This is a genomic window from Levilactobacillus zymae DSM 19395 (genome assembly GCF_001434115.1).
GTDB classification, from domain to species: Bacteria; Bacillota; Bacilli; order Lactobacillales; family Lactobacillaceae; genus Levilactobacillus; species Levilactobacillus zymae.
Map to the genome: position 1 here is coordinate 1 of NZ_AZDW01000016.1, position 23,106 is coordinate 23,106.

Below are 23,106 nucleotides of genomic sequence, written 5' to 3' on the forward strand. Positions count from 1 at the left end.
TCTTGTCAACAACTTTTTTCAATCAATTTTGAATATATATTCAAAATTTAAATTCAATTGAGAAACGCTGTTGCTCTCGTTGACAACATAAATCATTGTATCAGTTGGCCTAGCTAACGTCAAGCATAAATTTCAATTTGTATGTCTATCCATAAACTTGATTTTTATGCACTCGGTTGCTTTGCGACAACAGATAATATCATATCAAGCATTCCCCATCCGGTCAAGCACTTTTCCCAAAAAAATTAAAATAAAACGGCGCCCTCCCCTAAATGGAGAAAGCACCGTCCAATCAACGATAACGGGGAACCGGCCGTTGCCGATTCCGCGCAGTCAATTTCGTTAAAAAGTCTTCAAGTAGTGTCTGCATCGTTGCTTCATCAGTCGCGTCCGTCAACGCCACCTTAGTCCGTGCTGCGTGGGGAATCCCCTTCAGATAGTAGGCCACCTGATTTCGAAAATCCCGCGGACCATCTTGGGGCCCCCTAGCGACGCACAGCGCGTGCAAGTGTTCCTGGGCCCACGCAATTTTCTGCTCCGGGGTCGCTTCCGGTAAGAGTTCTCCGGTCTGCAGGTACTGATTTACCCGTTTCAACAACCACGGGTTCCCCATCACGGCCCGGCCAATCATCACGGCATCCGCCCCAACCTCGGTCAACATGCGCTTCGCGTCTTCCGGGGTCCGGACATCCCCATTCCCCATAAACGGAATGGTCAACCGATCGGCCACCTGCGCTAAGAGGTGCCAATCAGCTTGGCCCTGGTACATCTGTTTCCGAGTTCGCCCGTGCATCGCCAGCGCACTGGCCCCCGCTCGTTCGGCAGCCAAGGCATTCTCCACCGCATACAGGTGGCGGTCATCCCAACCCGTGCGCATCTTGACCGTTACCGGCTTATGCACGGCCGCGACCACGGCACTGACCATCTGATAAACCTTGTCGGGGTCCAGGAGCCATTTCGCTCCCGCTTCCGTATTCACGACCTTATTCACGGGACAGCCCATATTGATATCAATAATGTCGGCTGCCGTGTGTTGATCCACAAATTGCGCCGCCTGCACCAACGTTTCCTGGGTGCCGCCAAAAATCTGGATACTCATCGGGTGTTCATGTGGGGCTACGGCCATCATCGCTAACGTCCGTTGGTTATGGTAATGAATCCCCTGCCCCGAGATCATCTCACATTCGACCAGTCCGGCACCAAATTCCTTACAGATCACCCGAAAGGCTACGTTGGTCACGCCTGCCATCGGGGCGACCACGACCCGGTTGGGAATGGTCACGTCCCCAATTTGCCAAGGTGTGTTTAACATTACTTAGCCTGCGCTTTCGCGAGAATATCCCGAAGCTCATCCTCGGAGAATTCGTACTTGTTGCCACAGAAATGGCAAACCGCTTCCGCCCCGTGGTCTTCGTCGATCATTTCTTGGATGGCTTCTGCCGAAACGGAAGCCAAAGCCGCTGCAAACCGGTCCTTCGAGCAATCACACTTAAATTCAACCGGTAACTTCTGCAGGATCTGAATCTCTTCATCCTTAAAGAGCAGGTTCAAGATGTCTTTCGGCTTCTGCCCGTCCAAGAGCAATTCCGAAACCATCGGCATTTCCTTTAACCGTTTTTCCAACCGGGCGATGGCCTCGTCCGTGGCGCCTGGCATGACCTGAATCATGAAGCCACCGGCCACCTTGACCGAATTATCGGGTTCCACGAAGACCGACACCCCCACGGAACTCGGGATTTGTTCGGACTTCGCCAGATAATAGGTAAAGTCTTCGCCTAATTCTCCCGAGATAATGGGGACTTGTCCCGTATACGGTTGGCTCAGGCCTTGGTCTTTGGTGACCGTCAGCATGCCCTGCGTGCCGACCGCCTTCTTCACGTCGATCTTATGCTTGGCGTTCAAGGGTAAACTGGTGTGGGGGTACTGTAAATACCCCTTCACCGTGCCGTTAGCGTTCCCGTCGACCACGATAGCGCCCACGGGCCCGTGCCCGTTGACCTTGACCGTCAGCTTCTCGTCCCCCTTTAAGAGCGACGTGGACAGTAACATGGTCCCAATCAACGTCCGCCCCAACGCGGCCGTGGCGGCACTCCAGGTGTCGTGGCGCCGTTGGGCTTCCGCCACCGTGTCGGTCGCATCGACCGCGTAGGCGCGAAACATCCCGTTGGCCACTAAGCTTTTAACTAAATAATCTGCCATTCTCTGCTTCATTCCTTTCAGCGACTGTTTTCATCATGCCCTACCATACCAAAAAAACCGTTATTTGCAAACAAGAAAGGGACCGGAAATAGCTTCCAGTCCCCTTCAGTGGGCGATTATTCAGGATCATTCGACTGATGGTCGTCCTTCGACGCGTCATCAGTAGCTGAGCTAGCCGCAGAATCCGCTGCAGAAGATGGCTGTGCGTCTTCCTGAGCGTCACTGGCCGCAGACGAGGCTAACTTAGCCTCGGTATTGGCATGACGAGCAGCTTCTCGGCGTTCCAGTTCGCGCTTAGATTCTTCGAACGTGGCCGCCTTTTCGCTAGGAAATTCGTCATTGCTGTCCTTTTCCGGCATCTTCCCGGTGTTAAACAAACTGAGAATTTGCTTTTCGTCCAGCGTTTCGTATTTCAGCAAGGCTTCCGCGATAATCTTGTGTTCAGCTTTATGCTCTTCCAGAATCTTCCGGGCAGTGTCGTGGGCTTCGTTGATGATCCGCCGCACTTCGCTGTCAATCAGATTGGACGTGTGTTCGGAGTAAGCTGGTTGGTTGTAGTAGCCGGCCCCAGCAAATGGTTGGCCGCTGCCACTTTCCAACGCCACCGTTCCGACGGCGTCACTCATCCCGTACTGGGTGACCATGGCCCGCGCAATCTGCGTGGCTTGCTCGAAGTCATTGGAAGCCCCGGACGATTCGGAATGGAAAATCAATTCTTCGGCCGTCCGACCACCCATTAACCCGGCAATCTGTTCCATGGCATCCTTCTTGGACATCAGCATCTGATCTTCCCGTGGCAACATGATGGCGTACCCGCCAGCACGGCCCCGCGGTACAATCGTGACCTTGTGGACCACCCGGGCATCGTTGAGGACTAACCCCACGATGGTGTGCCCGGCTTCGTGGTAAGCCACCGTCTTGCGTTCTTGGGGACTGACCACGCGGTCCTTCTTGGCTGGCCCGGCGATGACCCGGTCTTCGGCTTCATCTAAGTCAGAAGCGTCCACTTGGGTCTTGTTACGCCGTGCCGCCAACAAGGCAGCTTCGTTCAAGAGGTTTTCCAAGTCGGCCCCGACAAAGCCGGGCGTCTGCTTGGCAATTTCCTTTAAATCAACATCGTTGGCTAACGGCTTGTTCTTGGCGTGAACCTTCAGGATGGCTTCCCGACCCTTAACGTCTGGGCGACCAACCAGAATCTTCCGGTCAAACCGACCTGGCCGTAACAGTGCGGGGTCCAACACATCGGACCGGTTCGTAGCGGCCATCACGATGACCCCTTCACTCCCGGTAAACCCGTCCATTTCAACCAGCAATTGGTTCAACGTTTGTTCACGTTCATCGTGGCCACCGCCCATGCCGGCACCCCGTTGACGACCAACCGCATCAATTTCATCGATAAAGATGATCGAAGGTGCGGCCTTTTTGGCCTGTTCAAACAGATCCCGGACACGGCTGGCCCCGACCCCAACGAACATTTCCACGAAATCCGAACCGGAAATCGAGAAGAATGGAACGCCGGCTTCACCAGCCACGGCCTTCGCCAGCAACGTTTTACCAGTTCCTGGCGGGCCCTCTAGTAAGACCCCGGATGGGATCCGGGCGCCTAACGATACAAACTTACGCGGATTCTTCAAGAACTCGACCACTTCGACCAGTTCTTGCTTTTCCTCCTCCTCACCAGCGACATCGGAGAACCGTACTTTGTTCTCTTTACTGTCCGCCGGCTTGGCCTTGGACTTCCCAAAGTTCATGACTCGGCCATTGCCGCCGCCTTGGCCGGCTTGACCCATCATCATGTAGAAGAAGAAGAAGAAAATTACCAATGGTGCTGCATACACTAAGAGGTTGAGCCAGAAACCACTGGATTCTTCCGCTTTGGTATTCATCTTGACATTGTGCTGCTTGGCGGTCTTGTCAATCTCAGAAACCGTCGAGTTATTGGTCAAGACTTGGGTGCTAAAGCCAGTCACAGCGGTGCTTTGTGACCCGCCAAGACTGAAACCGGTATTCGTGGTCCGCTTTTGCGCGTTCCGGTACTCCCCGGTAATCTTGTAGACGCCCCCAGAAGGCTGAATAGAGAAGCTCTTAATCTTATTCGCATTCAGGTCTTTGACGAACTGACTCGATTGGATTTCTTGGGATTGTGAGTTGGTGTTATTACCATTAAACAGATAAACCACACCAATGATCAACAAGAAGATCACAATGTAAAACAGGCTGTTACGGAACAGTCCATTTCGTCGATTATTCATGTCGTGCCTCCTTACTCACAGTTCCCAGTCTAACCACAGACAGGAACGAAATTTAGAGCTTATGCCCTTTAACTAAATAAGATGTTATCACAATTGACTATCGTTGACTAATTATTTATCTGCGTAAACTTCCGGCTTCAAAACACCGACGTATGGGAGGTTGCGATATTTTTCTTCGTAGTCCAAGCCATAGCCGACCACAAACTCACTCGGCACGTTAAAACCAACGTAGTCCGCCTTGGCTTCAACCACTCGGCCACTGGGTTTGTCCATCAACGTGCAGACCTTGATCGACTTGGCGTTGCGGTCCTTCAACAGGTCCTCTAAGTACTTCAACGTCCGGCCCGTATCGATAATGTCTTCAACTAACAAAATGTCGCGCCCACTGACGTCCGTATCCAAATCCTTCAACAGGGTAATGGTTCCGGTTGACGCCGTCCCACCGTGGTAACTCGACACATCAATAAAATCAATTTCAGCGTAAATGTCCATGTCCCGAATGACGTCCGTCATAAACAGGATGGCCCCTTTTAACACACAGATGATCAGTGGGGTCTTCCCCTGGTAATCTTCTGCCAGCTGGGTACCGAGTCGTTTGCAGGCTGCGGCAATGTCTTCCTCACTATATAGGACCTTTTCAATATCGTTATTCATGCTGTTCCCCTTTCGCCAATACAGGCTGTATGCCAATATAATAGTTTGTGGTGTGTTGCCGTGGTGGTAAGACCGACCACTTGACGCCCAGAGCCGCCAACACGGTTCCCTGGGCGGTGACTAAAACGGCCACTTGCGACCGTTGTTGCTGCGGGACTTTTGCGTTGATCAACGCCCGCCGCACCGACTGGTGGTGGTTCCCGGCTAACCGCAGTTGGTCACCGGAGCGCCAGGAGCGAACGGTCAACGGCCAGTCATGCACCGTTAACCCCACCGGATGTAACTGCGGCGCCGAGTTAGGAGTTGAAAAAACGCCCAACAACCAGTTGTCCCCAACCGGTTGCCATTGGTTCAAGTCTACCATAAAACTAAAATCACTCACGGATTTTTTTCCGAATTTTTCGGCTTTTTTCACGTAAAATGTCCGGTACTCTTTGCTGACCTGCCACCCGCCCCCTAAGGATACGGCCCCGGTCGCCCGTTGCCGGTTGGCCAACAGGTGTAACGCCTGGGTCAGATGGGCCGGCCGGGCACTGACCGCGGGGGCCACCCGCTTAATCAGTCGGGTCAACAAGAGTCGTTGTTCCGCGGCTGGTCGCGCCAAGAGCGGGGCAATCTGACCGGTCACCGGTTGCCAACTAGTGACCAGCATTGCCAGCGTCGCATCCAGGGCGCGGTCCGCCACCGTTAGCACCGCCGCCAATTGTTGGCCGTAATCGCCAAGATGGTCGACGACCTGGGGATTTTCGCGCGCCAGGGCGGGCAAAATCTGGTGACGGACCCGGTTGCGACTGGCGACTAATTCTTGATTAGTCGCGTCCTCGTACCAGGGGAGCTGGTGCTGTTGGGCGTACTGCCGCAGTTGGGCCTTGGTGAAGGGCAATAACGGGTGAATCACTTGGCCCGGCGGTAAGGGGCGACTAGCCGCCATCCCCGTGAGTTGGTCGAGTTGCCCGCCCCGAATCAACTTCAGGAGAATGGTCTCGGCCTGCTCGTCGGCCTGATGGGCCGTGGCCACCCAGTCCGCGCCTTGGACCCGCAACTGTTCGGCAAAAAAGGCGTAACGAAATTGCCGGGCCGCGGCTTCCGTCCCGTGAACGGGATGGTCGGCGACTGGCCAATGCTTGACCACCAGGGGTAACCCGTGTTGGGCACACCACCGGGTCAAAAAGGCCTCTTCCTCACGACTCTGCGCCCGTAATTCGTGATTGACGTGCACCACCGTCAATTGGGGACGTTCGGCCGCCGGCAAGTGACTCAGCAGAGCCAACAGGACCATCGAGTCGACCCCCGTTGACACGGCGACTAAGCCGTGCTGCTGGGGACCGCCCCACGCCCGGTCGTGCCACTGCTGTCGAAAGTCCGCTGCCAACGTCATGTTCGTCGTTCCCCCTTAAATCTGGATAAACAAAAGGGCCGCAACGCGTGCGGTCCTTTCTTCATTACTAAACGTTAAAATCGACGTTAGCTCCGCCGACCGCCACGACCGCCGCGCTTCCCTTCGGTATTGCGCTTGATCGTTGCTAACCGGTCCTCACTTTGTTTCAAGAACCCGGACATCATGTCGTCAAAATTCTCTTTATGGTTCGAGTGATGGCCGGCAAAGCGACCGTTAGCTGAGCCATGGTGTGACCGCGACCCGTTATTCTCAAATCGCCGACCGCCATGGCCATGATCACCGTGGTCGCCCCCATTATTATGGAAGTTTCCCCGGTGTTCATTCCCACCACGATGATCGTGTTCGCGGTGGTCGTTATTGTGTGGTCGATGCGCGTGTTCGGATGCGGGGTGATCCTGTGCTTTACGGATCGACAACCCAATCTTCCCATCATTGCCCACGGTTAACACCTTAACCGTGACCTCATCACCTACGGATAACACGTCGTGGATGTCCTTCACGTATCCGTCAGAAATTTCACTAATGTGGACTAACCCGGTCTTGTGGTCACCCAAATCAACAAATGCGCCAAAGTTCGTAATTCCAGAGACCTTTCCGGAAACCTTAGCTCCAACCTCGATTGCCATAAACAAGAAGTTCCTCCTTAAAATAAGTGCTTTCAGTATACCACAACTCAAGCCAATCCCAAACTGCCAAAATCTTGAATTTAACGCGAATTTAGCGGGGTTACGCCCACGTCGCTTTTTCAGAAAACTCGGGACTGTTTCCCCCTTACCAGTTCGTGATTCACGATTATTTTCACCTGGAAATCACTTGACCTGACCACTATCTAGTCTACCATGTTTCGTCAACATTCCTCTATAGAGAATCGACTTCGCCGCAGTTATCCCGGCGGCGCAACTAATCTCAAATGGCTAAAAAATCCGCAAGTCCCAGCCACTAGCTGCCGACTTACGGATTCTGAATCACTTGGCCGTCACATCACTCGCGTGGTCACCGGGCAGACTGTAGATGGTCTCCCCCGTTTTCGAGTAATAGTACTTTGACCGAATTAACTGGCCCAAGTAATCTTTGTTATTTAACTGTTTGACTTCTAATTTCAGCTTGGCATTGGTCTGCTTGGTCTGGGCCAGCTTCTGTTTACTGGTCGTGACCTGCTGATTCACGTGGTGCAAACTGGCGTTGGTCCGCACGAGTTGAATACCGAGGATCAACGCAAACACCGCAAAAACGGCTAAGATTCGGGCCATCCGCCGCACCCGGCGCCGTTTAAGCCCGTGATGCGTGTGCTTGGTCGCGACCTGTTGCCGAGCCAATCGTCGTGTGTACTCGTTTTCTAAGCGTTGCACTTTCGCCGTTTGCGGTTGTTTGCTATCCGCCATATCGTTCACCCCACTGAACTTGACCAAATTAGTTAACTTGAGTATAGCAACTTTCAAATTAACCGTCTAGCGGGTTAAGCATAATGTAAAACATTCGTCATATTCAATCGTCGAGCCACCCGACCATGCGCCGCTGAATCCTCTTCCCGAAGATTTAACGGGTGGGGCGAGATTCTTGTGACTAGTCTGGCTCAAAACTCAATCACCGATCAAATAACTACTTAGTTATCGTCTAACTCGGAAAAACACATTCAAGTTACCGTCATAACGAGTGTAAGCTGGAGGGCCAGTCAGAAATGGGCTCAGGGGTGTCGTTTGTCTTAGCCGGCGTTTTTTTGCCGGGTTAGACAAAGGTCGGTCTTCAAGACCTGGTTTACGGGCTTGAAGCCGTACCCACCCCGTTCCAGCCCGTTTCTGACTGGCCTGGAAGCGTTGAAATTCACTAGGTTGGCCTTTGACTAGTCTTTGCGAAAGTCTTGGGCGTAGTCTTCCTTGACGATGGTGTACATCCGTTCGGCGTCTTCCTTCTTGGTGGTTTCCAGTAAGGCATCGACCTTGACCGTCAACGTTTTGTTCCCGAACTTGATGACTAATTCGTCGTTGGTCGCCACGTTACTCGACGACTTAGCGACCTTACCGTTCACTAAGATTCGGCCCTTGTCCGCGATTTCCTTAGCGACCGAGCGCCGCTTGATGATGCGAGATACCTTTAAGAATTTATCTAAACGCATATTATTTTCCTCCATGTTGGCTAATTTTTTGCCAGAACCGTAATAGTGTCGCCGCGTGGGGCAGCGTCAGCCATTCCCGAACGGTCAGCAACCGACAACTCAACGCGGTCACTAAAAAGAGACCTACGCCGACCCCAATCACCACAATCAGGGCGGCTCCTACGGCTAAACGACTGGTGTACACCGCCGGCCAGGCCCACTGAAATAACCGGACCAGGCCCCGGACGCCGAGGGTCATCACGACCAGACAGGCCAGTAGTTTTCCCAGAAACGACCAGGTCCAAATTCCCGACCGTAACGTGGCCGCCGACCCAAACCAGATAACTAACGCCGTCACGCCCAGACTCAGGACGGTCAACGCGCTGGCTCCCAGTCCCCCGAAGGTTGCGACCGCCCAGTGGTTAGCGACCGCCTTAACGGCCAGCCCACTCAGCAGGGCCACCACGGTCAACCGGTACTGGTCCCGACTCTGAAGCACACTATTATAAGTTTGAATCAATGTCGCGAGGATGATACTCAGCATGTAGACCGCCAGCATCCAGGCCCCCTGCGCGTTACCGAACAACAGCCGGTCGACCCAGGGCATCAGGCTGACCAATCCTGCGGTCGCGGCCGCCGCAATCACCAGTGCGATGCGCATCATGGTGGTGGTCAGCCGTTTGAAATCACGTAACCGGCCGCGGTTCAACGCCGCGGTCAGCGCCGGTAACAGCGACGTGGCAAAGGCCACCGCCACCACTAAGCCCAGTTGGACCAGCGGTTGGGCCCGGTCGTAGACCCCCTTGAGGTCCTTGGCCGCTAAATCGGAAAGCCCACCAGCGACCAGACCGTTCTTGACGGTAAACGAGTCGACCAGTTGCAGAAGGACCATCATGGCCGTCAGTAAGCAGAGCGTGCCGCCTTCTACTAGTAACCGTCGGCCCACGTGGGGCACCGGGGTCACGGGTCCCGTCAGCGGTTCGCGCCAACGTGGCAAGACCACCCAGGCCGCCACGGCCGCGATGGCTCCGCTACTCATGGCCCAGGCGCCCATCCGATAATCGGACCACCCGCGCCGGGTCGCCAGCACCGCCACCGTCAAGATCACGACCACCCGGACGGTCTGTTCGACCACCTGGGAACGCGCCGTGGGCAGCATTTGAAAGCGTCCCTGATGATACCCCCGGTTCACGGACAGGTCGGGCATCAAGAGAAACATCCAGGCCACCATCCGAATCAGTGGCGTTAGCTGGGCATCCCCCATCCCCCGGGCTAACCCGGGCGCTCCCACCTGTAACCCAATAAAGATCACCAGGGCTAACCCCCAGGTCCAATGATAAATCTGGCGCGCGACCCGTTGTTGGCTGGGCAGGTCGGGCGCATCCGCGATGAGTTTGGAAATAAACACGGGCAACCCACTCAACGCAAAGGTCATCCCAATGCCGTAGAGGGGATACACTTGTTGGTACACGTAGAACCCCGTGTTGCCGACTAAGTTCTGGAAGGGTACCCGGTAAACGGCACTCAACACCTTGGCGATAAACGCCGCGATCGACAACACTAGGGCGCCGCGCAGGGTCGTATTTACGTTATGGTGACCCATAGGCCGCCTCCTTCTTCCCCGATAGGGACTAGCGTGACGACCCGCAAGCGACCCGCCACCGAAATTCAAGCCCCCATTGTACCGCACCAGCGCGCCGCTGCCAACTAGCACTCGGGACGTGGTGCCTTATGGCTTATCCTGCTCCGAATCAGCCGGCTGCTCGGCTTTAGGCGCCACGGCTGGCACCACGATGTCGCGGAGTGCGGCGATAAACTGCCGCAATTGCGGCAACCAGTCGTCGACCGTCATCTTCGGTTGGATCACCAGTTTGACGTGCAAGCGGTCCTCGTTGATGGTGACCGTGGCCTTCAGCTTGGTGGCAGCCAACGCCTTGAAGACGTCCTCGCCACCTAACACGTCGGTCCCTTGCTTGGAGATGGTCACGAAGATGTCGCCGTTGACCCGGCGAATCTTGTCGATCAACGCCAAGTCCGCGGCTAATTTCAACTGACCGATCGTCAGGAGCTGACCGACCGCCGCCGGATATTCGCCGAAACGGTCGATCAGGTCGGCCTGAATCTCCGCCACCTCATCGTCACTCTCCAGTTGCCGAATCCGTTTGTACATTTCAATCTTCTGTTGTTCGTCTTCAATGTAATCGCTGGGTAGGTAGGCTTCCACGCCCAATTCCACGGTGGTGTCAGTCTTGGGTTGCGTGTGTTGCCCACGTTTCTTGGCCACGGCGTCACTGAGCATCTGCGTGTAGAGGTCGTACCCCACGGAGTTGATAAACCCGTGTTGTTGCTTCCCCAGCAGATTCCCGGCGCCCCGAATGGAGAGGTCCCGCATGGCGATTTTGAAGCCCGAGCCCAGTTCGGTGAAGTCCTTGATGGCTTCCAGCCGCTTCTCACTGACCTCGGTCAACACCTTATTGGGTTGGTAGGTGAAGTAGGCGTAGGCCACCCGGTTACTCCGGCCGATCCGCCCCCGCAATTGGTACAGTTGCGACAGGCCCATCCGGTCGGCATTTTCCACGAACAGGGTGTTGGCGTTGGGGATATCGATCCCGGTCTCGATAATGGTCGTGGTGACCAGCACGTCGTATTCGCCGCGCAGAAAATCAAACAAGACCCCTTCGAGTTGGGCCTCGGTCATCTGCCCGTGAATGTAGCCGATTTGGGCTTCGGGCACTAAGGCCTGCAACTGACTGACCGTCTTTTCGATGTCGTCCACCCGGTTGTGCAGGTAGAAGACCTGCCCGCCCCGTTGCATTTCGCGCCGAATCCCGTCCTGAATGGCCCCCGCGTTTTGTTCCATCACGTAGGTCTGAATCGGGAACCGGTTAGCCGGTGGCGTTTCGATCACCGACAGGTCCCGGACGCCCAGCATCGACATGTGCAGGGTCCGTGGAATCGGCGTGGCCGTCAGCGTCAAGACGTCGACGTTGGCCTTTAACTGCTTCAAGCGTTCCTTGTGCTTAACACCGAACCGTTGTTCCTCATCGACCAAAACCAACCCCAGGTTCTTGAACTTCACGTCCTTAGACAAGAGGCGGTGGGTCCCCACCACGATGTCTAATTGGCCGTCCTCGAGGTCCTTGATTGACTGGTGGATCTGCTTGGTGGTCCGGAACCGCGAGAACATCTCGACGGTGATCGGGTAGCCCTCAAACCGGTTGACCATGGTGTCGTAGTGTTGTTGGGCCAGAATAGTCGTGGGAACCAGAAAAGCCACCTGTTTGCCGGCTTCGACCGCCTTAAAGGCCGCGCGTAGGGCCACTTCGGTCTTCCCGTAGCCCACGTCACCCACTAACAATCGGTCCATCGGCCGGGGCTTTTCCATGTCGTGCTTCACTTCGTTGATGGAGCGCAACTGATCGGGCGTCTCGGCGTACGGAAAGCTGTTGTCGAAGTCTTCCTGTAAACTATCATCGGCGGGAAAGGCGTACCCCTTCTCGGCCGCCCGTTTGGCGTACAGGTCAACCAATTCGTCGGCGATGTCTTCAATCTTGGCCGCGACCTTGCGCTTGGTCTTGGCCCATTCGGACCCGCCCAGCTTGTTGATGCGCGGTTTCTTGTCCTCGGACGACACGTACTTTTGAATCAGGTTCAGCTGGGTCACCGGAATGAATAACTGCGCGTTGTCTTGGTAATCGATGGTCATGTAGTCCTGGTGGACCCCATCGACCGTTAACGTTTGCATCCCGATGAACTTCCCGATCCCGTGATTGACGTGTACCACGTAGTCGCCGGGTTTCAAATCGGTATAGCTCTTCAACCGCTCGGCATTAGCCATGCTCTGCCGCCGCGGTCGTTTCTTGGTGATCTTCTGGAACATCTCGGCTTCGGTGATCACCACCAGCTTGGCTTCGGGGAGTTCAAATCCCGTCTGCAGGCGTTCCGGCACCAGCTGGGTCAAGCCCGGCTGGAGGTTCTCGCGCTTAGTCAACACGACTTGAATCTCGAAGTCGTCGAGCGTTTTTTCGATCTTCGCGAGCCGTTCCTCGTCTTGGACTAAGAGGACCACCGTTTGTCCCTGCTGATGCCAGCGGTCGATTTCGGTCTTCATCACCGGTAACTGACTGAAGAACTGTTGCATCGCGCGGGTCGTCACGTTGGTGATCTCGGTAAACCGCAAGCTCCCCATCCCCTTCTGGAACAGGGATAACATGATTTGGGCGTGCCGGTCGTCGCGAACGATGGGACGCAATTCGCCGCCAAAGGTCTGCTTGGCAAAAATCTGGTGGTGTGCCAACTTGTCGGTCGCCCAGTTGGCTTCGTCTTCTAGGAGTTGGCGTTCGCCGTCCTGGAGCCGCGCATAGTCGCCAAAGAGCACCGTACCGGCCGCGTCCAGGTAGTCTAAGATCTGGTGATGGGCCGGGAACAGGTAATCGGCAAATTCCAGCAATTGCGGATCGACCGACCCCTTCCGCAGGCCGTCGATCAGGGGTTGCACCTGATTGGTCAACGTCTCGGCGTCTTCAGCCGTTAACGTCGCCGTTTGGGTCGCCAGCTCCTGCGTGAGCTTCACGGCCCCAGCCTGGCGTTCGTCACTGGTCAGGATAAAGTCGGTCGCCGGTAAAATCTCGACCTGGTCGACATTTTCCACGCTTCGCTGGGTCGCCGGGTCGAAGTACCGTAAGGAATCAACTTCGGTATCGAAGAAATCGACACGCACCGGGTAATCCGCAGCCAACGGGTAAATATCGACAATGGACCCGCGGACCGCGAAGTCCCCGGGTGCCGCTACTAATTTTTGATGCGTGTAACCCATTGCAAAGAGCTGCTTTTGCAACTCCTCTAAATCAAAGTCGTCGCCGACCTTCACGTTGAACCGAGCCGCCGCAAAGTTCTGCGGGTCGGGCAAGAAGCGCCGTAACCCGGATAACGCGGTGACCACCACCACGGGCCGGTCGCTCTGCAGGGCGCGCAAGGCGTCGATGCGGTCCGCCCGGTATTCCGGCGAACTGGTCGCCACTTCCGCCGCTAAGAGTTCTTCGACCGGAAATTCATATAGTTCGTCTTCTCCCAGCAAGTTCGCCAAATCATCGACCAACTGCCCCGCGTGATACAGGGTATCCGTCACGTAGATCAGTGAGCGGTGTTGATCATGAAGGAGACTGGCAATGAGGAGCGTTTCGGCCGAGCCGTTTAGCCCGGTCACCAGTTGCCGCTGGCCCGGGGCGATTGCTTGGCGAATGGCCGCGTAAGGTGCCGTTTGGGTCAAAAATCCTTCTAAATTCACTCGAATAACTTCCTATCTTAGTTGTACCGGTTCATCAATTGGGCAAAGTCCATCCCGGCCACCCAGTCTTCCAGCGCGGCGACCGCGTGATCGCTTGCCTGGTTAAAAACTGGTTGCTGATCCGCCGTGAAGCGCCCCAGCACGTAATCCACCACGGTGTGTTGTTGGGGATGCGCGATGCCGACCTTGATCCGGGCAAAGTCCTGGGTCCCCACGTGGGCAATCAGACTCTTGATGCCGTTGTGCCCGCCCGCGGAACCATGATTCCGTAAGCGAATGCGCCCCAACGGCAAGTCCATGTCATCTTGCACGACGATCAGGTCTTCCACGGCTACCTTGTAGTACTGCATTAACGGGTGTACGGCCCGGCCCGATTCGTTCATAAACGTGGTCGGCTTCACAATCATGACCTTTTCGCCGTTGATCATGCCCATGCCGTAACGGGCGTCCATCTTCCGGGTCGTCAGGTCAATCTGGTGGGCCTGCGCCAAGGCGTCGACCACCATGAAACCGGTGTTGTGCCGGGTATTATCGTATTGGGGACCAATGTTTCCCAAACCAACAATCATTTTCATTTTAAAATAATTTCTCCCTTATTAATCATCAATTTCCAACCAGAAACAAAATAGCCGGACGACCACGTGGCCGTTCAGCTGGCTGTTTAGCTTAACGTTCTGAGTTCCTAGTCAACCGTCATCAGTATAGCATAGTCCCCTAGCAACTTCACTCCTAGCGACCAGGCTTAGCCATTGGGCGCCAAAACAATTCAATTTGTGAAATTTGCTCGGCTGGGTCGTGGCCGCTGGTTAAGTTACATGTTATACTTACATTTGGGTATTATAGCGTACCTGGATGTCAAAATTTATTTAGGAGATGAAGAATTTGACTACTAAGAATCATCAAAAAGTTGTTTTAGTCGGTGACGGTGCCGTTGGCTCGTCTTACGCCTACTCAATGATGAACCAAGGTATTGCCGAAGAATTCGTAATTGTGGATGTTATTAAGGAACGCACTGAAGGAGACGCCTTAGACCTTGAAGATGCTCAAGTCTTCACGGCACCTAAGAAAGTCTACTCCGGTGACTACTCCGACGCCAAGGATGCTGACGTGGTTGTCATCACCGCTGGTGCCCCACAAAAGCCAGGCGAAACGCGTTTGGACTTGGTTAACAAGAACTTGAAGATCTTGTCTTCCATCGTTAAGCCAATCGTCGACTCCGGTTTCGATGGTATCTTCGTCGTTGCTGCTAACCCAGTAGACATCTTGACCTACGCTACTTGGAAGTTCTCTGGCTTCCCAAAGGAAAAGGTTATTGGTTCCGGGACTTCTTTGGACACGGCTCGGTTACGGGTTGCGTTGGCTAAGAAGATCGACGTCGACCCTCGCGACGTGAACGCCTACATCATGGGTGAACACGGTGACTCCGAATTCGCCGCTTTCGACGAAGCTTCAGTTGCCGGCAAGCCTTTGAAGACGATTGCTAAGGAAAAGGGCATCTCCGACGACGACTTAGCCAAGATCGAAGACGACACGCGGAACAAAGCTTACGAAATCATCAACCGTAAGGGTGCAACCTTCTATGGTGTTGCGACCTGCTTAATGCGGATCACGCGGGCAATTTTACGCGACGAAAACGCCGTATTGCCTATCGGGGCTGCTCTGAACGGTGAATATGGCTTGAACGATATCTTTATCGGGACGCCAGCCATTGTCAATGCCAGTGGTTTAGCTGGCGTGGTTGAATTACCACTTTCCGCTAAGGAAAAGGACTTAATGGCCAAGTCTGCTGAAACCTTAAAGAAGGTTACGGCTGACGGTTTAGCTAACTTAAACAAGTAATCACTTCAGATTACGGTAAAAAGGTCATCCCGCGGGATGGCCTTTTTTGTGTCACGATTTGTCTTGGTTCCAATTTTTAGCCGTTCTGGCGGTGCCCAGAACTCTCGGGGGTAACGCCCTCATTAGGGGAAAGTGTCCCCCAACAATTCAGGCCGTTAAAGTTTTTAAAAACCGGTAATTTCCCTGTAACGTCAACGATGAAACCCCTCTCAAAAATTGCTTTTCCATTGTCTTTTAAGGCTATTTGAAGTAACCTGATGATATGATATCGGTGATTGAACGAGTTGTCGCGCAAGACCTTAATTGGTCGTCGGGCTGATTGATCAGGGGATTGGCTGATCGGTCCGGTGGTGACGCGTCAGCTCGTTAACTTACCTATTTAGACCCTTGGGTGCACTGATCTCATTAATTTTGTCATCGGAAACGAACTTACGTTCACAAGGGGCTTCACACTATTTAATCCAGGAGGTGAACCGGGTTGCTCTGCGAAGGTTAAACGACCGGAGCAGCTGACCCGAACTTAATGAAAAAGCGAAAAGCAGTCGTTATCGGCATCGTCACCGCCTGCGTGGCGGTCGGTGCAATCTACGTCGGACAAGCACTCCACTATTCGTCAGCCAACGTCTTCTTTAAAGATACCCAAATTGCTGGCGTCAACGTCGGCGGGAGCACGGCCAAACAAGCCGCGACCAAGTTAAAGGCCGCCATGCAAGATCAGCAACTGACCTTAAAGGACGGCAAAAAGACGGTCGCGTCGTTTAATACGCAGCAGGCCGACCTCAAGGTAACGTCGACCAAGGCCCTCCAACAACTGATCAACAAGCAAAACGCTTGGAGTTGGCCGACCCACGTGACGACGGCCACGGCGGACAGTATCAAGCTCAACGCCAGCAACGAGAACCACCAAAGTATTTTAGCGCTGGCTAAGCAAATCACCACCAAAGCCAACCGGACGCGGACGGCCTCCAAGGACGCCTCGTTCACTTACCAAGACGACCAGTTCCAGGTCACCAAGGAGACCAACGGAAATCAGTTGGATACCGCCAAGGTCGCCAGCTCGATTACCGCGGCCATCGAACAGGGCCACACCACGGTCAACGTCGACCGGGACTACATCAAACCCCAGGTCACCACGACCAGTGCTAGTTTCAAGACGGCCAAAGCCAAGGCCGAAGCCATCACCAAACAAACCTACGTTTATAAATTGAGTAACCATAAGATCACCCTGTCCGCGAAGACGCTGGGTAATTGGTTGACCCTGAAGAATGGCCAACTGACCACCAACCAAACGGCCATCAAGCAATACCTGACCAAGCTCAGTCATCAGTATGGCACCATCAACAAGACCCGGACGTTCAAGTCCACGAAGCGGGGCACGGTCAAGGTCAAGGCCGGCCTGTACGGGTGGAGCATCAACGTTAAAAAAGAAACGCCGGCGCTCAGTAAGTTAGTCTTGGCGGGCAAGGGCATGAGTCGCACGCCCGTCATTCAGGGTTCCGGGTACCACAGTAACGGAACGGATATCGGCAACTCCTACGTGGAAGTCGATAAGACCAACCAGCATATGTGGGTCTACAAGAACGGTAAGGTCGTCGTTTCGACCGACGTGGTCACCGGCTTACCAACTACGGCCCACCACACCCCGACCGGTGTTTGGGTCATCTGGAGTAAGCAACGGAATACCACGTTACGGGGCCAAAACGACAACGGTTCCAGCTACGCGTCGAAGGTCAAGTACTGGATGCCAATCGACGATACCGGTGTTGGGATTCACGACTCCTCGTGGCAACCACAGTACGGGGGCACCTGGTACAAGAAACACGGTTCCCACGGTTGTGTCAACACGCCACCTTCTCAAATCGCCTCAGTTTACGCGAACGTCAAGGTCGGCACGCCCGTCATTGTCTTTTAAAATTTAATCATTTTCTCAAAAAACGGTCCGTCGCGCTTCTGCGATTGGCCGTTTTTTGGGGCCGCCACGGGCCGCGGATTGGTTGACCAAGCGGGAAAACGACCGCCAAAACTTAAGGTTGCATTTACCACCTTTATTAAAAATAAACTACCTAATAATCGCCGAATATGGTATCATTAGAAAAGATTATGAGAAGTTTTCTAATTTTAGGAGGTCATCTGCTATGTTGCTTAAATCCCTAGTGAAACCGAAGGAACGCTTAGTGACGGTTCGCGAGGATATTACCCTGGAACAGGCCTTAAAAGTCCTTGAAGATTCCGGGTACCGTTGTGTGCCGATTCTAGATGAAACGGGGCAAATCTTCCGGGGAAACATCTACAAGATGCACATTTACCGCCACAAATCACGGGGCGGCGATATGCAGTTACCAGTGACGTCCCTGTTGAAAAATGCCACTAAATTTATTTCCGTCAACGCTGCTTTCTTCAACGTCTTCTTCTCGATTAAGGACTTACCTTACATCGCGGTGTTAGACGACAAGAACGCCTTTTACGGCATTCTGACCCACACCCGGTTGATGGACATGCTGTCCCAATCCTGGAACGTGAACATCGGTAGTTACGTCTTGACCGTTGTTTCGGCGGGCGAACGCGGCGACCTAGCCGGCATGGCAAAGGTCATCACCAAGTACACCTCGATTGCCAGCGTGATCAGTTTGGACGCCCAGGAAGGCGAACTGGTTCACCGGACCATGTTCACCCTGCCTGCCGAAGTCGACGAAGAAAAGCTCGACCGGATTGTCCACGCACTGGAACGCAAGGAATTCCACGTGCCCGAAATTGAAGATTTACGCCACGAAAATTAAACATTTCCGTGAAAACGGGCGGCTCCCCCGAGGGAACCGCCCGTTTTTTGAGCCACCAACACGCCAAAAAACGCGCAGCATCACTGCACGCGCGTTTGTCGATTACTATGTACTTTTTTAGTTGGTCGTTTCTTCCGGGACCGATCCGCCAGACCGATGCTGGTGGCCAGTGCCGCGTCAACCGCGGCCATGGTCTTAACATCTAAATGTGTCACCTGATCTTTTAATCGTTGCTTATCAATCGTCCGGATTTGTTCAAGCAAAATGACGGAATCCCGCTCAATGCCGGTATTGTCCGCCGAAATGCCGACGTGCGTCGGCATTTTCGGTTTCTCAATCCGGGCGGTGATTGCCGCCACGATTACGGTCGGACTGTAGTGGTTCCCCACGTTGTTTTGAATAATCAACACGGGGCGCATGCCACCCTGTTCCGAACCAACGACCGGTGATAGATCGGCGAAGAATACGTCACCGCGTTTAACTTCAACACGGGCCATGGGCCGCCATCCCCTATCTTATTGTATTAATGTTGCGTCATGCGAAATTGAGTCAACCGGCGCTCCGCTTCTTCCTCGCAGGGCGTAAAAGCCCGCGTCAAATCACGATTAATCAACGCCATTGCCTGGTAACCAATAATCAAGGCCAACTGCTGCGCATCCGCCGCCGGTAGGGGCACTAACGCCTGTTGCCGAACATTCCGAGAGATCTGAACCCGAAACTTGGGGTGAACTGCTTGCTGAGAACGGATCATGGTAACCCTCCTAGTGGTTAATCGACTCTTCTCATACAGTTTACCACGAATCAGTTACCCTTGAAACGACAATCCATATAAATTAATTGAGATAGTGCCGGGGCAAGCGACTGGTGAAGCCACACGCGATTTCGTAATGAATCGTGCCACAGTAGTCCGCCACGTCCTGTAACGTAATTTGCTGCCCGCCATTGGCGCCGACCAGGGTTACCTTGGTGCCCCGCACGTAGTTTTGCGGTAACCGAATCATCAGTTGGTCCATGCAGACCCGCCCGACGATTTCACAGAATTGACCGCCGACCAGCACGTGAAAGCCCTGTAACCGGCGTTCGTAGCCGTCCGCGTAACCAATCGGAACCGTGCCGATCCATTCATCAGTCTGCGCCGTGTAGGTCGCGCCGTAACTCACGGATTCTCCCGCGTGTAACCGCTTGGTGTACACCAGCTCGCTGACTAACTGCATTGCGGGGCGTAACGGGTAAGGCGTTTCCGGAATGGCCGTGCCAGACGGGTTCAGGCCATAACCGGCGACGCCAAACCGGACCATGTTGTCGTTGCAGGCCGCGTGCCACAGACTGGTCGCGGAATTCGACACATGTACGTACCGGGGCCGGAACGGTAAGACCGCCGTTAATTCTTGCCACTTCGCGACCTGTTGTTTGAAGTACGTGTCGTCCGGATCGTCGGCCGTGGAGAAGTGGGTAAAGATCCCTTCAAAGTTAAAGTCGTCGACCTTGACGCCCAGAAAGTTCAGCGCCGCTTTTAAGTCGTCGGTAGTCCGAAACCCGATGCGCCCCATCCCGGTATCTAAGCCCAGGTGGACGTTGAGTGGCCGATTATGGTGCGTGAGTTCCAGGTAACGACTGGCTTCTTGGAGCCACTTCAGATCCGCGACTACGGTCGAGACCCGGGCCTGGGCCATTAAAACGGCATCTTCCGGCCGGGTGACTCCTAAGACCAGAATTGGTTCGTCAAACCCGGCGGCCCGTAATTCCAGGGCCTCGTCTAAAATGGCCACACAAAATCCCGTGGCCCCCGCATCCTTGGCGGCTTGCGCGACCTGCGCGGCACCGTGGCCGTAACCGTTCGCCTTGACCACCATGAACAGTTCACAATCTGACTTTAAGCGTTTAACTTCTGTTTGAATGTTGTGCCGTAGGGCTTGGCGATCAATCACCAAGCGCGTTGGCCGATGTTCCCCTACTGCCATTAGGATTGCCCTCTTTCTAGAATAACCTGTGTCATGACCACGCTCGCGGTGTGGGAAATCGACACGTGAGCCATGCCCCCAAACGGGTGAAACTTGACGACGGGACGGCCCGCGGCGTTATCGCGCACCTCGAGGTCTTGAAACCCGAAGTCGCGCCCGATTCCGGTCCCCAGAGCCTTCCCATAGGACTCCTTGACCGACCAGCGGCCCCCCAGATACTCGATGGCACGCTGACCACTCAATTGCTGATAATCGGCTAGCTCGCCGGGTGTTAAGACCCGCGTTAAGAAATTGGGATACTTGGTCACCACTTCCTTGACCCGCGCTAAATCCGTAATATCAATGCCGGTGCCGTAAATCATGGTATCGCCCCCTAAAACGTCTAAGCCATATTTTAACACAGCAGCGGATTGATGGGTGGGCCGTTTAACTGGTTAGCCTAAAATGTTACCAAATCGCTAGGAATCCCGTGGCTAAGGTGCTGAGCGGCCACATTAACGTGAAAACTTTTCACGTATCCCCGCCATTTTTCGGTTTGATTCCTTGCCGACCCTAGGCGCTTAGCGGGGCAACCCCCAGTTGACAATCCGGGGGCTTCCGCTAGAATTAGCCCTATACTATAACCCAAGCATAAGGGAGTTGGCTTGAATGCATAAACTTATCGGTATCACGGCGGACGTCTTCTTCACCCCCTCGTCCGTCATCAACGAAAACCACGCCGACTTCGTTCCCCGCGATGCGGTCAACGCGGTCCTGGCGACCGGCGGGATTCCCGTTAGTCTGCCCCACTTACCGGCGGACCAAGTGGACGGTCTGCTCAGTCGACTAGACGGCATCATCTTCACCGGCGGCCCGGACATCGACCCGACGCTGTTCGGCGAGGACCCGGTCCCGGCGTTAGGCCTCACCTACCGGCCCCGTGACCTGTTCGAAGTTGCCCTGGCCCAACACGCCGTGGCGCAGCACATCCCCATCTTAGGCATCTGCCGGGGAATGCAAATCATCAACGTGGCCTTAGGCGGGACGCTCTACCAGGACCTCGCCACCCAGTACCCCAGCGACTACCGGATTCAACACCACCAGCACGCGCCGGGGAACCTACCGACCCATCACGTGACGGTGAGTCCCTCGGCCCTCCAACGGGCGGTGGGTGCGCACCCCTTCGTTAATTCGCGGCACCATCAGGCCATCAAGACCCCGGCGCCGGGCGTGCGGGTGGTGGCTCGCGCCAACGACGGCGTGATCGAAGGCATCGAAACGCCCAACGTCAACGTACAGGGCGTCCAGTGGCACCCGGAAAACATGTGGGCGGAAGACCCGCGGCAACGGGCCCTGTTCCAAGCTTTCGTGGACCGGTTGAAATAGTCTTTAAATAATCTGGCATCACTAATAGGGGACCTTCGCAACTTGCGAGGGTCCCCTATTAGTCTGGTCTAAATTTATTTAATGAGGAATACCCAGTTCGGCGATCACACGCCAACCGGGTAGCCCTTTTCTACCGTTTCGTTTGGGTCACCGGTGCCCGTTTTGCCCACACACACCGGTCAAACTCTCTTCACTTTAAGGTCATCCCTAGACTAACTTTTGGGCGACCAAGCGTTCCGCGATTTGGACCGTGTTCCAGGCCGCGCCTTTTAACAGGTTATCGGAGACCGCCCAGAGGTTGAACGCCCCCGGATTTTCCAGGTCGGCGCGAATCCGCCCCACGAAGGTCTCGCGCTTGCCCGTCGCGTTGATGGGCTGCGGGTAAACTTGATGGGCCGGGTCGTCTTGTAAGACCACCCCGGGCGCCGCCTCGATGGCCGCGCGCAGTTCGTCGACCGTGGCGTCTGGATCACCGGTATCGATCCAGATGGATTCCCCGTGACTGATTGGGACGGGGACCCGCACGCAGGTCGCCGTGACCTTGATGTCGGGCGCGTCCATGTCGTCTAACATGATCTTCTTGGTTTCGTGAATCATCTTCCACTCTTCGTGCGAGTAGTAATTATCTTCCAACACGTCGATTTGCGGCAATAAGTTAAAGGCTAACGGGTAGTGCTTGGGTTCCCCCTTGGTCGGGAAGATCTCCGCTTGCATATCCTTGTGATCCAGGTAATCCTGCGCTTCGCTGTACAGTTCGTTCAACGCGGATTGGCCGGCGCCGGAAGCCGCCTGGTAGGTCGACACGATGATCTGCTTGAGCCCCACGGCCTGCCGAATCGGTTCTAGGGCCACCATCATCATGATGGTCGAACAGTTCGGGTTGGCGATGATGCCGTGATGCCGCGGTAACACGTTTTCGTTGACTTCGGGGACCACCAACGGCACGTCCGGTTCCATCCGAAAGGCACTGGTGTTGTCGACACAGACGGCGCCGCGCTTGACGGCTTCGGGCAGAAACTTCTTGGACACGCTACCGCCCGCCGAGGCTAACACGATGTCGACCCCGTCAAACGACTCCGGCTTGGCTTCTTCCACCGTTACCGGCTGACCCTTAAACGTCAGCGTCTTGCCCGCCGACCGTTGGGAGGCCAATAACTTTAACTTGGCGACCGGAATCGTTGAAGCGGCTAACTGTTGAATCATCCGCGTTCCCACGGCACCCGTCGCGCCTAAAATTGCCACTGTATACCCTTCACTCATAAAACTGTCACCCTTTCTCAT

Annotated in this window: 20 protein-coding genes; 4 read left to right on the forward strand and 16 right to left on the reverse strand. The window is 54.7% G+C overall.

From position 1 onward, the window contains the following. Positions 1-292: 292 nt before the first annotated feature. The 11 genes from dusB to pth form a co-directional block, all read right to left on the reverse strand. On the reverse strand, positions 293-1,312 hold the full coding sequence (gene dusB, locus FD38_RS03520) for a tRNA dihydrouridine synthase DusB (protein ID WP_057731179.1): 1,020 nt from the start codon (positions 1,310-1,312) through the stop codon (positions 293-295). Next, positions 1,312-2,199 carry an Hsp33 family molecular chaperone HslO gene (gene hslO, locus FD38_RS03525; protein ID WP_057731181.1) on the reverse strand — a complete coding sequence of 296 codons (888 nt, stop codon included), beginning with the start codon at positions 2,197-2,199 and terminating at the stop codon, positions 1,312-1,314. Before hslO ends, dusB begins: the two co-directional genes overlap by 1 nt. Before the next feature lie 116 nt (positions 2,200-2,315). Next, the gene (gene ftsH / locus FD38_RS03530) at positions 2,316-4,451 is read right to left on the reverse strand and encodes an ATP-dependent zinc metalloprotease FtsH (protein ID WP_057731183.1); all 2,136 of its coding nucleotides are present in this window, start codon (positions 4,449-4,451) and stop codon (positions 2,316-2,318) included. A 111-nt stretch (positions 4,452-4,562) separates the two neighbouring features. Beyond that, entirely contained in the window at positions 4,563-5,105 is a 543-nt protein-coding gene (gene hpt, locus FD38_RS03535; RefSeq protein ID WP_057731184.1) for a hypoxanthine phosphoribosyltransferase, read from the reverse strand. Then, positions 5,098-6,483, reverse strand: a complete 1,386-nt coding sequence (gene tilS, locus FD38_RS03540) for a tRNA lysidine(34) synthetase TilS (RefSeq protein WP_057731186.1) — start codon at positions 6,481-6,483, stop codon at positions 5,098-5,100. Before tilS ends, hpt begins: the two co-directional genes overlap by 8 nt. An 86-nt stretch (positions 6,484-6,569) precedes the next feature. After that, positions 6,570-7,130: a S1 domain-containing RNA-binding protein gene (locus tag FD38_RS03545; RefSeq protein WP_057731187.1), complete on the reverse strand. Its 561-nt coding sequence runs from the start codon at positions 7,128-7,130 to the stop codon at positions 6,570-6,572. Positions 7,131-7,469: 339 nt separating this feature from the next. Further along, the gene (locus tag FD38_RS03550; RefSeq protein ID WP_057731189.1) at positions 7,470-7,886 is read right to left on the reverse strand and encodes an FtsB family cell division protein; all 417 of its coding nucleotides are present in this window, start codon (positions 7,884-7,886) and stop codon (positions 7,470-7,472) included. Between the two features lie 458 nt (positions 7,887-8,344). Further along, a complete protein-coding gene (locus tag FD38_RS03555; protein ID WP_057731190.1) occupies positions 8,345-8,617 on the reverse strand; it encodes an RNA-binding S4 domain-containing protein in 273 nt (90 codons plus the stop codon). 1 nt (position 8,618) lies between these two features. Further along, a complete protein-coding gene (locus FD38_RS03560) occupies positions 8,619-10,199 on the reverse strand; it encodes a polysaccharide biosynthesis protein (protein ID WP_057731191.1) in 1,581 nt (526 codons plus the stop codon). 126 nt (positions 10,200-10,325) lie between these two features. After that, positions 10,326-13,883 carry a transcription-repair coupling factor gene (gene mfd, locus FD38_RS03565; protein WP_057731192.1) on the reverse strand — a complete coding sequence of 1,186 codons (3,558 nt, stop codon included), beginning with the start codon at positions 13,881-13,883 and terminating at the stop codon, positions 10,326-10,328. 17 nt (positions 13,884-13,900) lie between these two features. Continuing rightward, positions 13,901-14,458, reverse strand: coding sequence for an aminoacyl-tRNA hydrolase (gene pth / locus FD38_RS03570; protein WP_057731194.1), 558 nt, complete (start codon positions 14,456-14,458; stop codon positions 13,901-13,903). A gap of 298 nt (positions 14,459-14,756) precedes the next feature. On the opposite strand from pth, the gene FD38_RS03575 reads away from it, so the two are divergent. The 3 genes from FD38_RS03575 to cbpA all read left to right on the forward strand — a co-directional run bounded on the left by FD38_RS03575 (position 14,757) and on the right by cbpA (position 18,499). Continuing rightward, the gene (locus FD38_RS03575) at positions 14,757-15,722 is read left to right on the forward strand and encodes an L-lactate dehydrogenase (protein ID WP_057731196.1); all 966 of its coding nucleotides are present in this window, start codon (positions 14,757-14,759) and stop codon (positions 15,720-15,722) included. A gap of 523 nt (positions 15,723-16,245) precedes the next feature. Then, the gene (locus FD38_RS03580) at positions 16,246-17,634 is read left to right on the forward strand and encodes a L,D-transpeptidase family protein (protein ID WP_057731197.1); all 1,389 of its coding nucleotides are present in this window, start codon (positions 16,246-16,248) and stop codon (positions 17,632-17,634) included. A 223-nt stretch (positions 17,635-17,857) separates the two neighbouring features. Next, positions 17,858-18,499, forward strand: a complete 642-nt coding sequence (gene cbpA / locus FD38_RS03585; protein WP_057731199.1) for a cyclic di-AMP binding protein CbpA — start codon at positions 17,858-17,860, stop codon at positions 18,497-18,499. Between the two features lie 80 nt (positions 18,500-18,579). Here the strand turns inward: cbpA and FD38_RS03590 are convergent, their stop codons facing one another. From FD38_RS03590 to acpS, 4 genes are all read right to left on the reverse strand, one after another. Next, entirely contained in the window at positions 18,580-18,996 is a 417-nt protein-coding gene (locus FD38_RS03590) for a type II toxin-antitoxin system PemK/MazF family toxin (protein ID WP_057731200.1), read from the reverse strand. A 26-nt stretch (positions 18,997-19,022) separates the two neighbouring features. Further along, positions 19,023-19,250, reverse strand: a complete 228-nt coding sequence (locus tag FD38_RS03595) for a hypothetical protein (RefSeq protein WP_057731202.1) — start codon at positions 19,248-19,250, stop codon at positions 19,023-19,025. Positions 19,251-19,332: 82 nt separating this feature from the next. Next, on the reverse strand, positions 19,333-20,460 hold the full coding sequence (gene alr, locus FD38_RS03600) for an alanine racemase (protein ID WP_057731204.1): 1,128 nt from the start codon (positions 20,458-20,460) through the stop codon (positions 19,333-19,335). Further along, complete coding sequence (gene acpS / locus FD38_RS03605; protein WP_057731205.1) at positions 20,460-20,822, reverse strand: holo-ACP synthase; 363 nt, start codon at positions 20,820-20,822, stop codon at positions 20,460-20,462. Before acpS ends, alr begins: the two co-directional genes overlap by 1 nt. A 286-nt stretch (positions 20,823-21,108) precedes the next feature. Between acpS and FD38_RS03610 the strand changes: the two genes are divergently transcribed. Next, complete coding sequence (locus FD38_RS03610) at positions 21,109-21,825, forward strand: gamma-glutamyl-gamma-aminobutyrate hydrolase family protein (protein ID WP_057731207.1); 717 nt, start codon at positions 21,109-21,111, stop codon at positions 21,823-21,825. A 207-nt stretch (positions 21,826-22,032) separates the two neighbouring features. Here FD38_RS03610 and FD38_RS03615 read toward each other — a convergent pair whose 3' ends face one another. Beyond that, positions 22,033-23,085, reverse strand: coding sequence for an aspartate-semialdehyde dehydrogenase (locus FD38_RS03615; protein ID WP_057731208.1), 1,053 nt, complete (start codon positions 23,083-23,085; stop codon positions 22,033-22,035). Between the last annotated feature and the right edge of the window lie 21 nt (positions 23,086-23,106).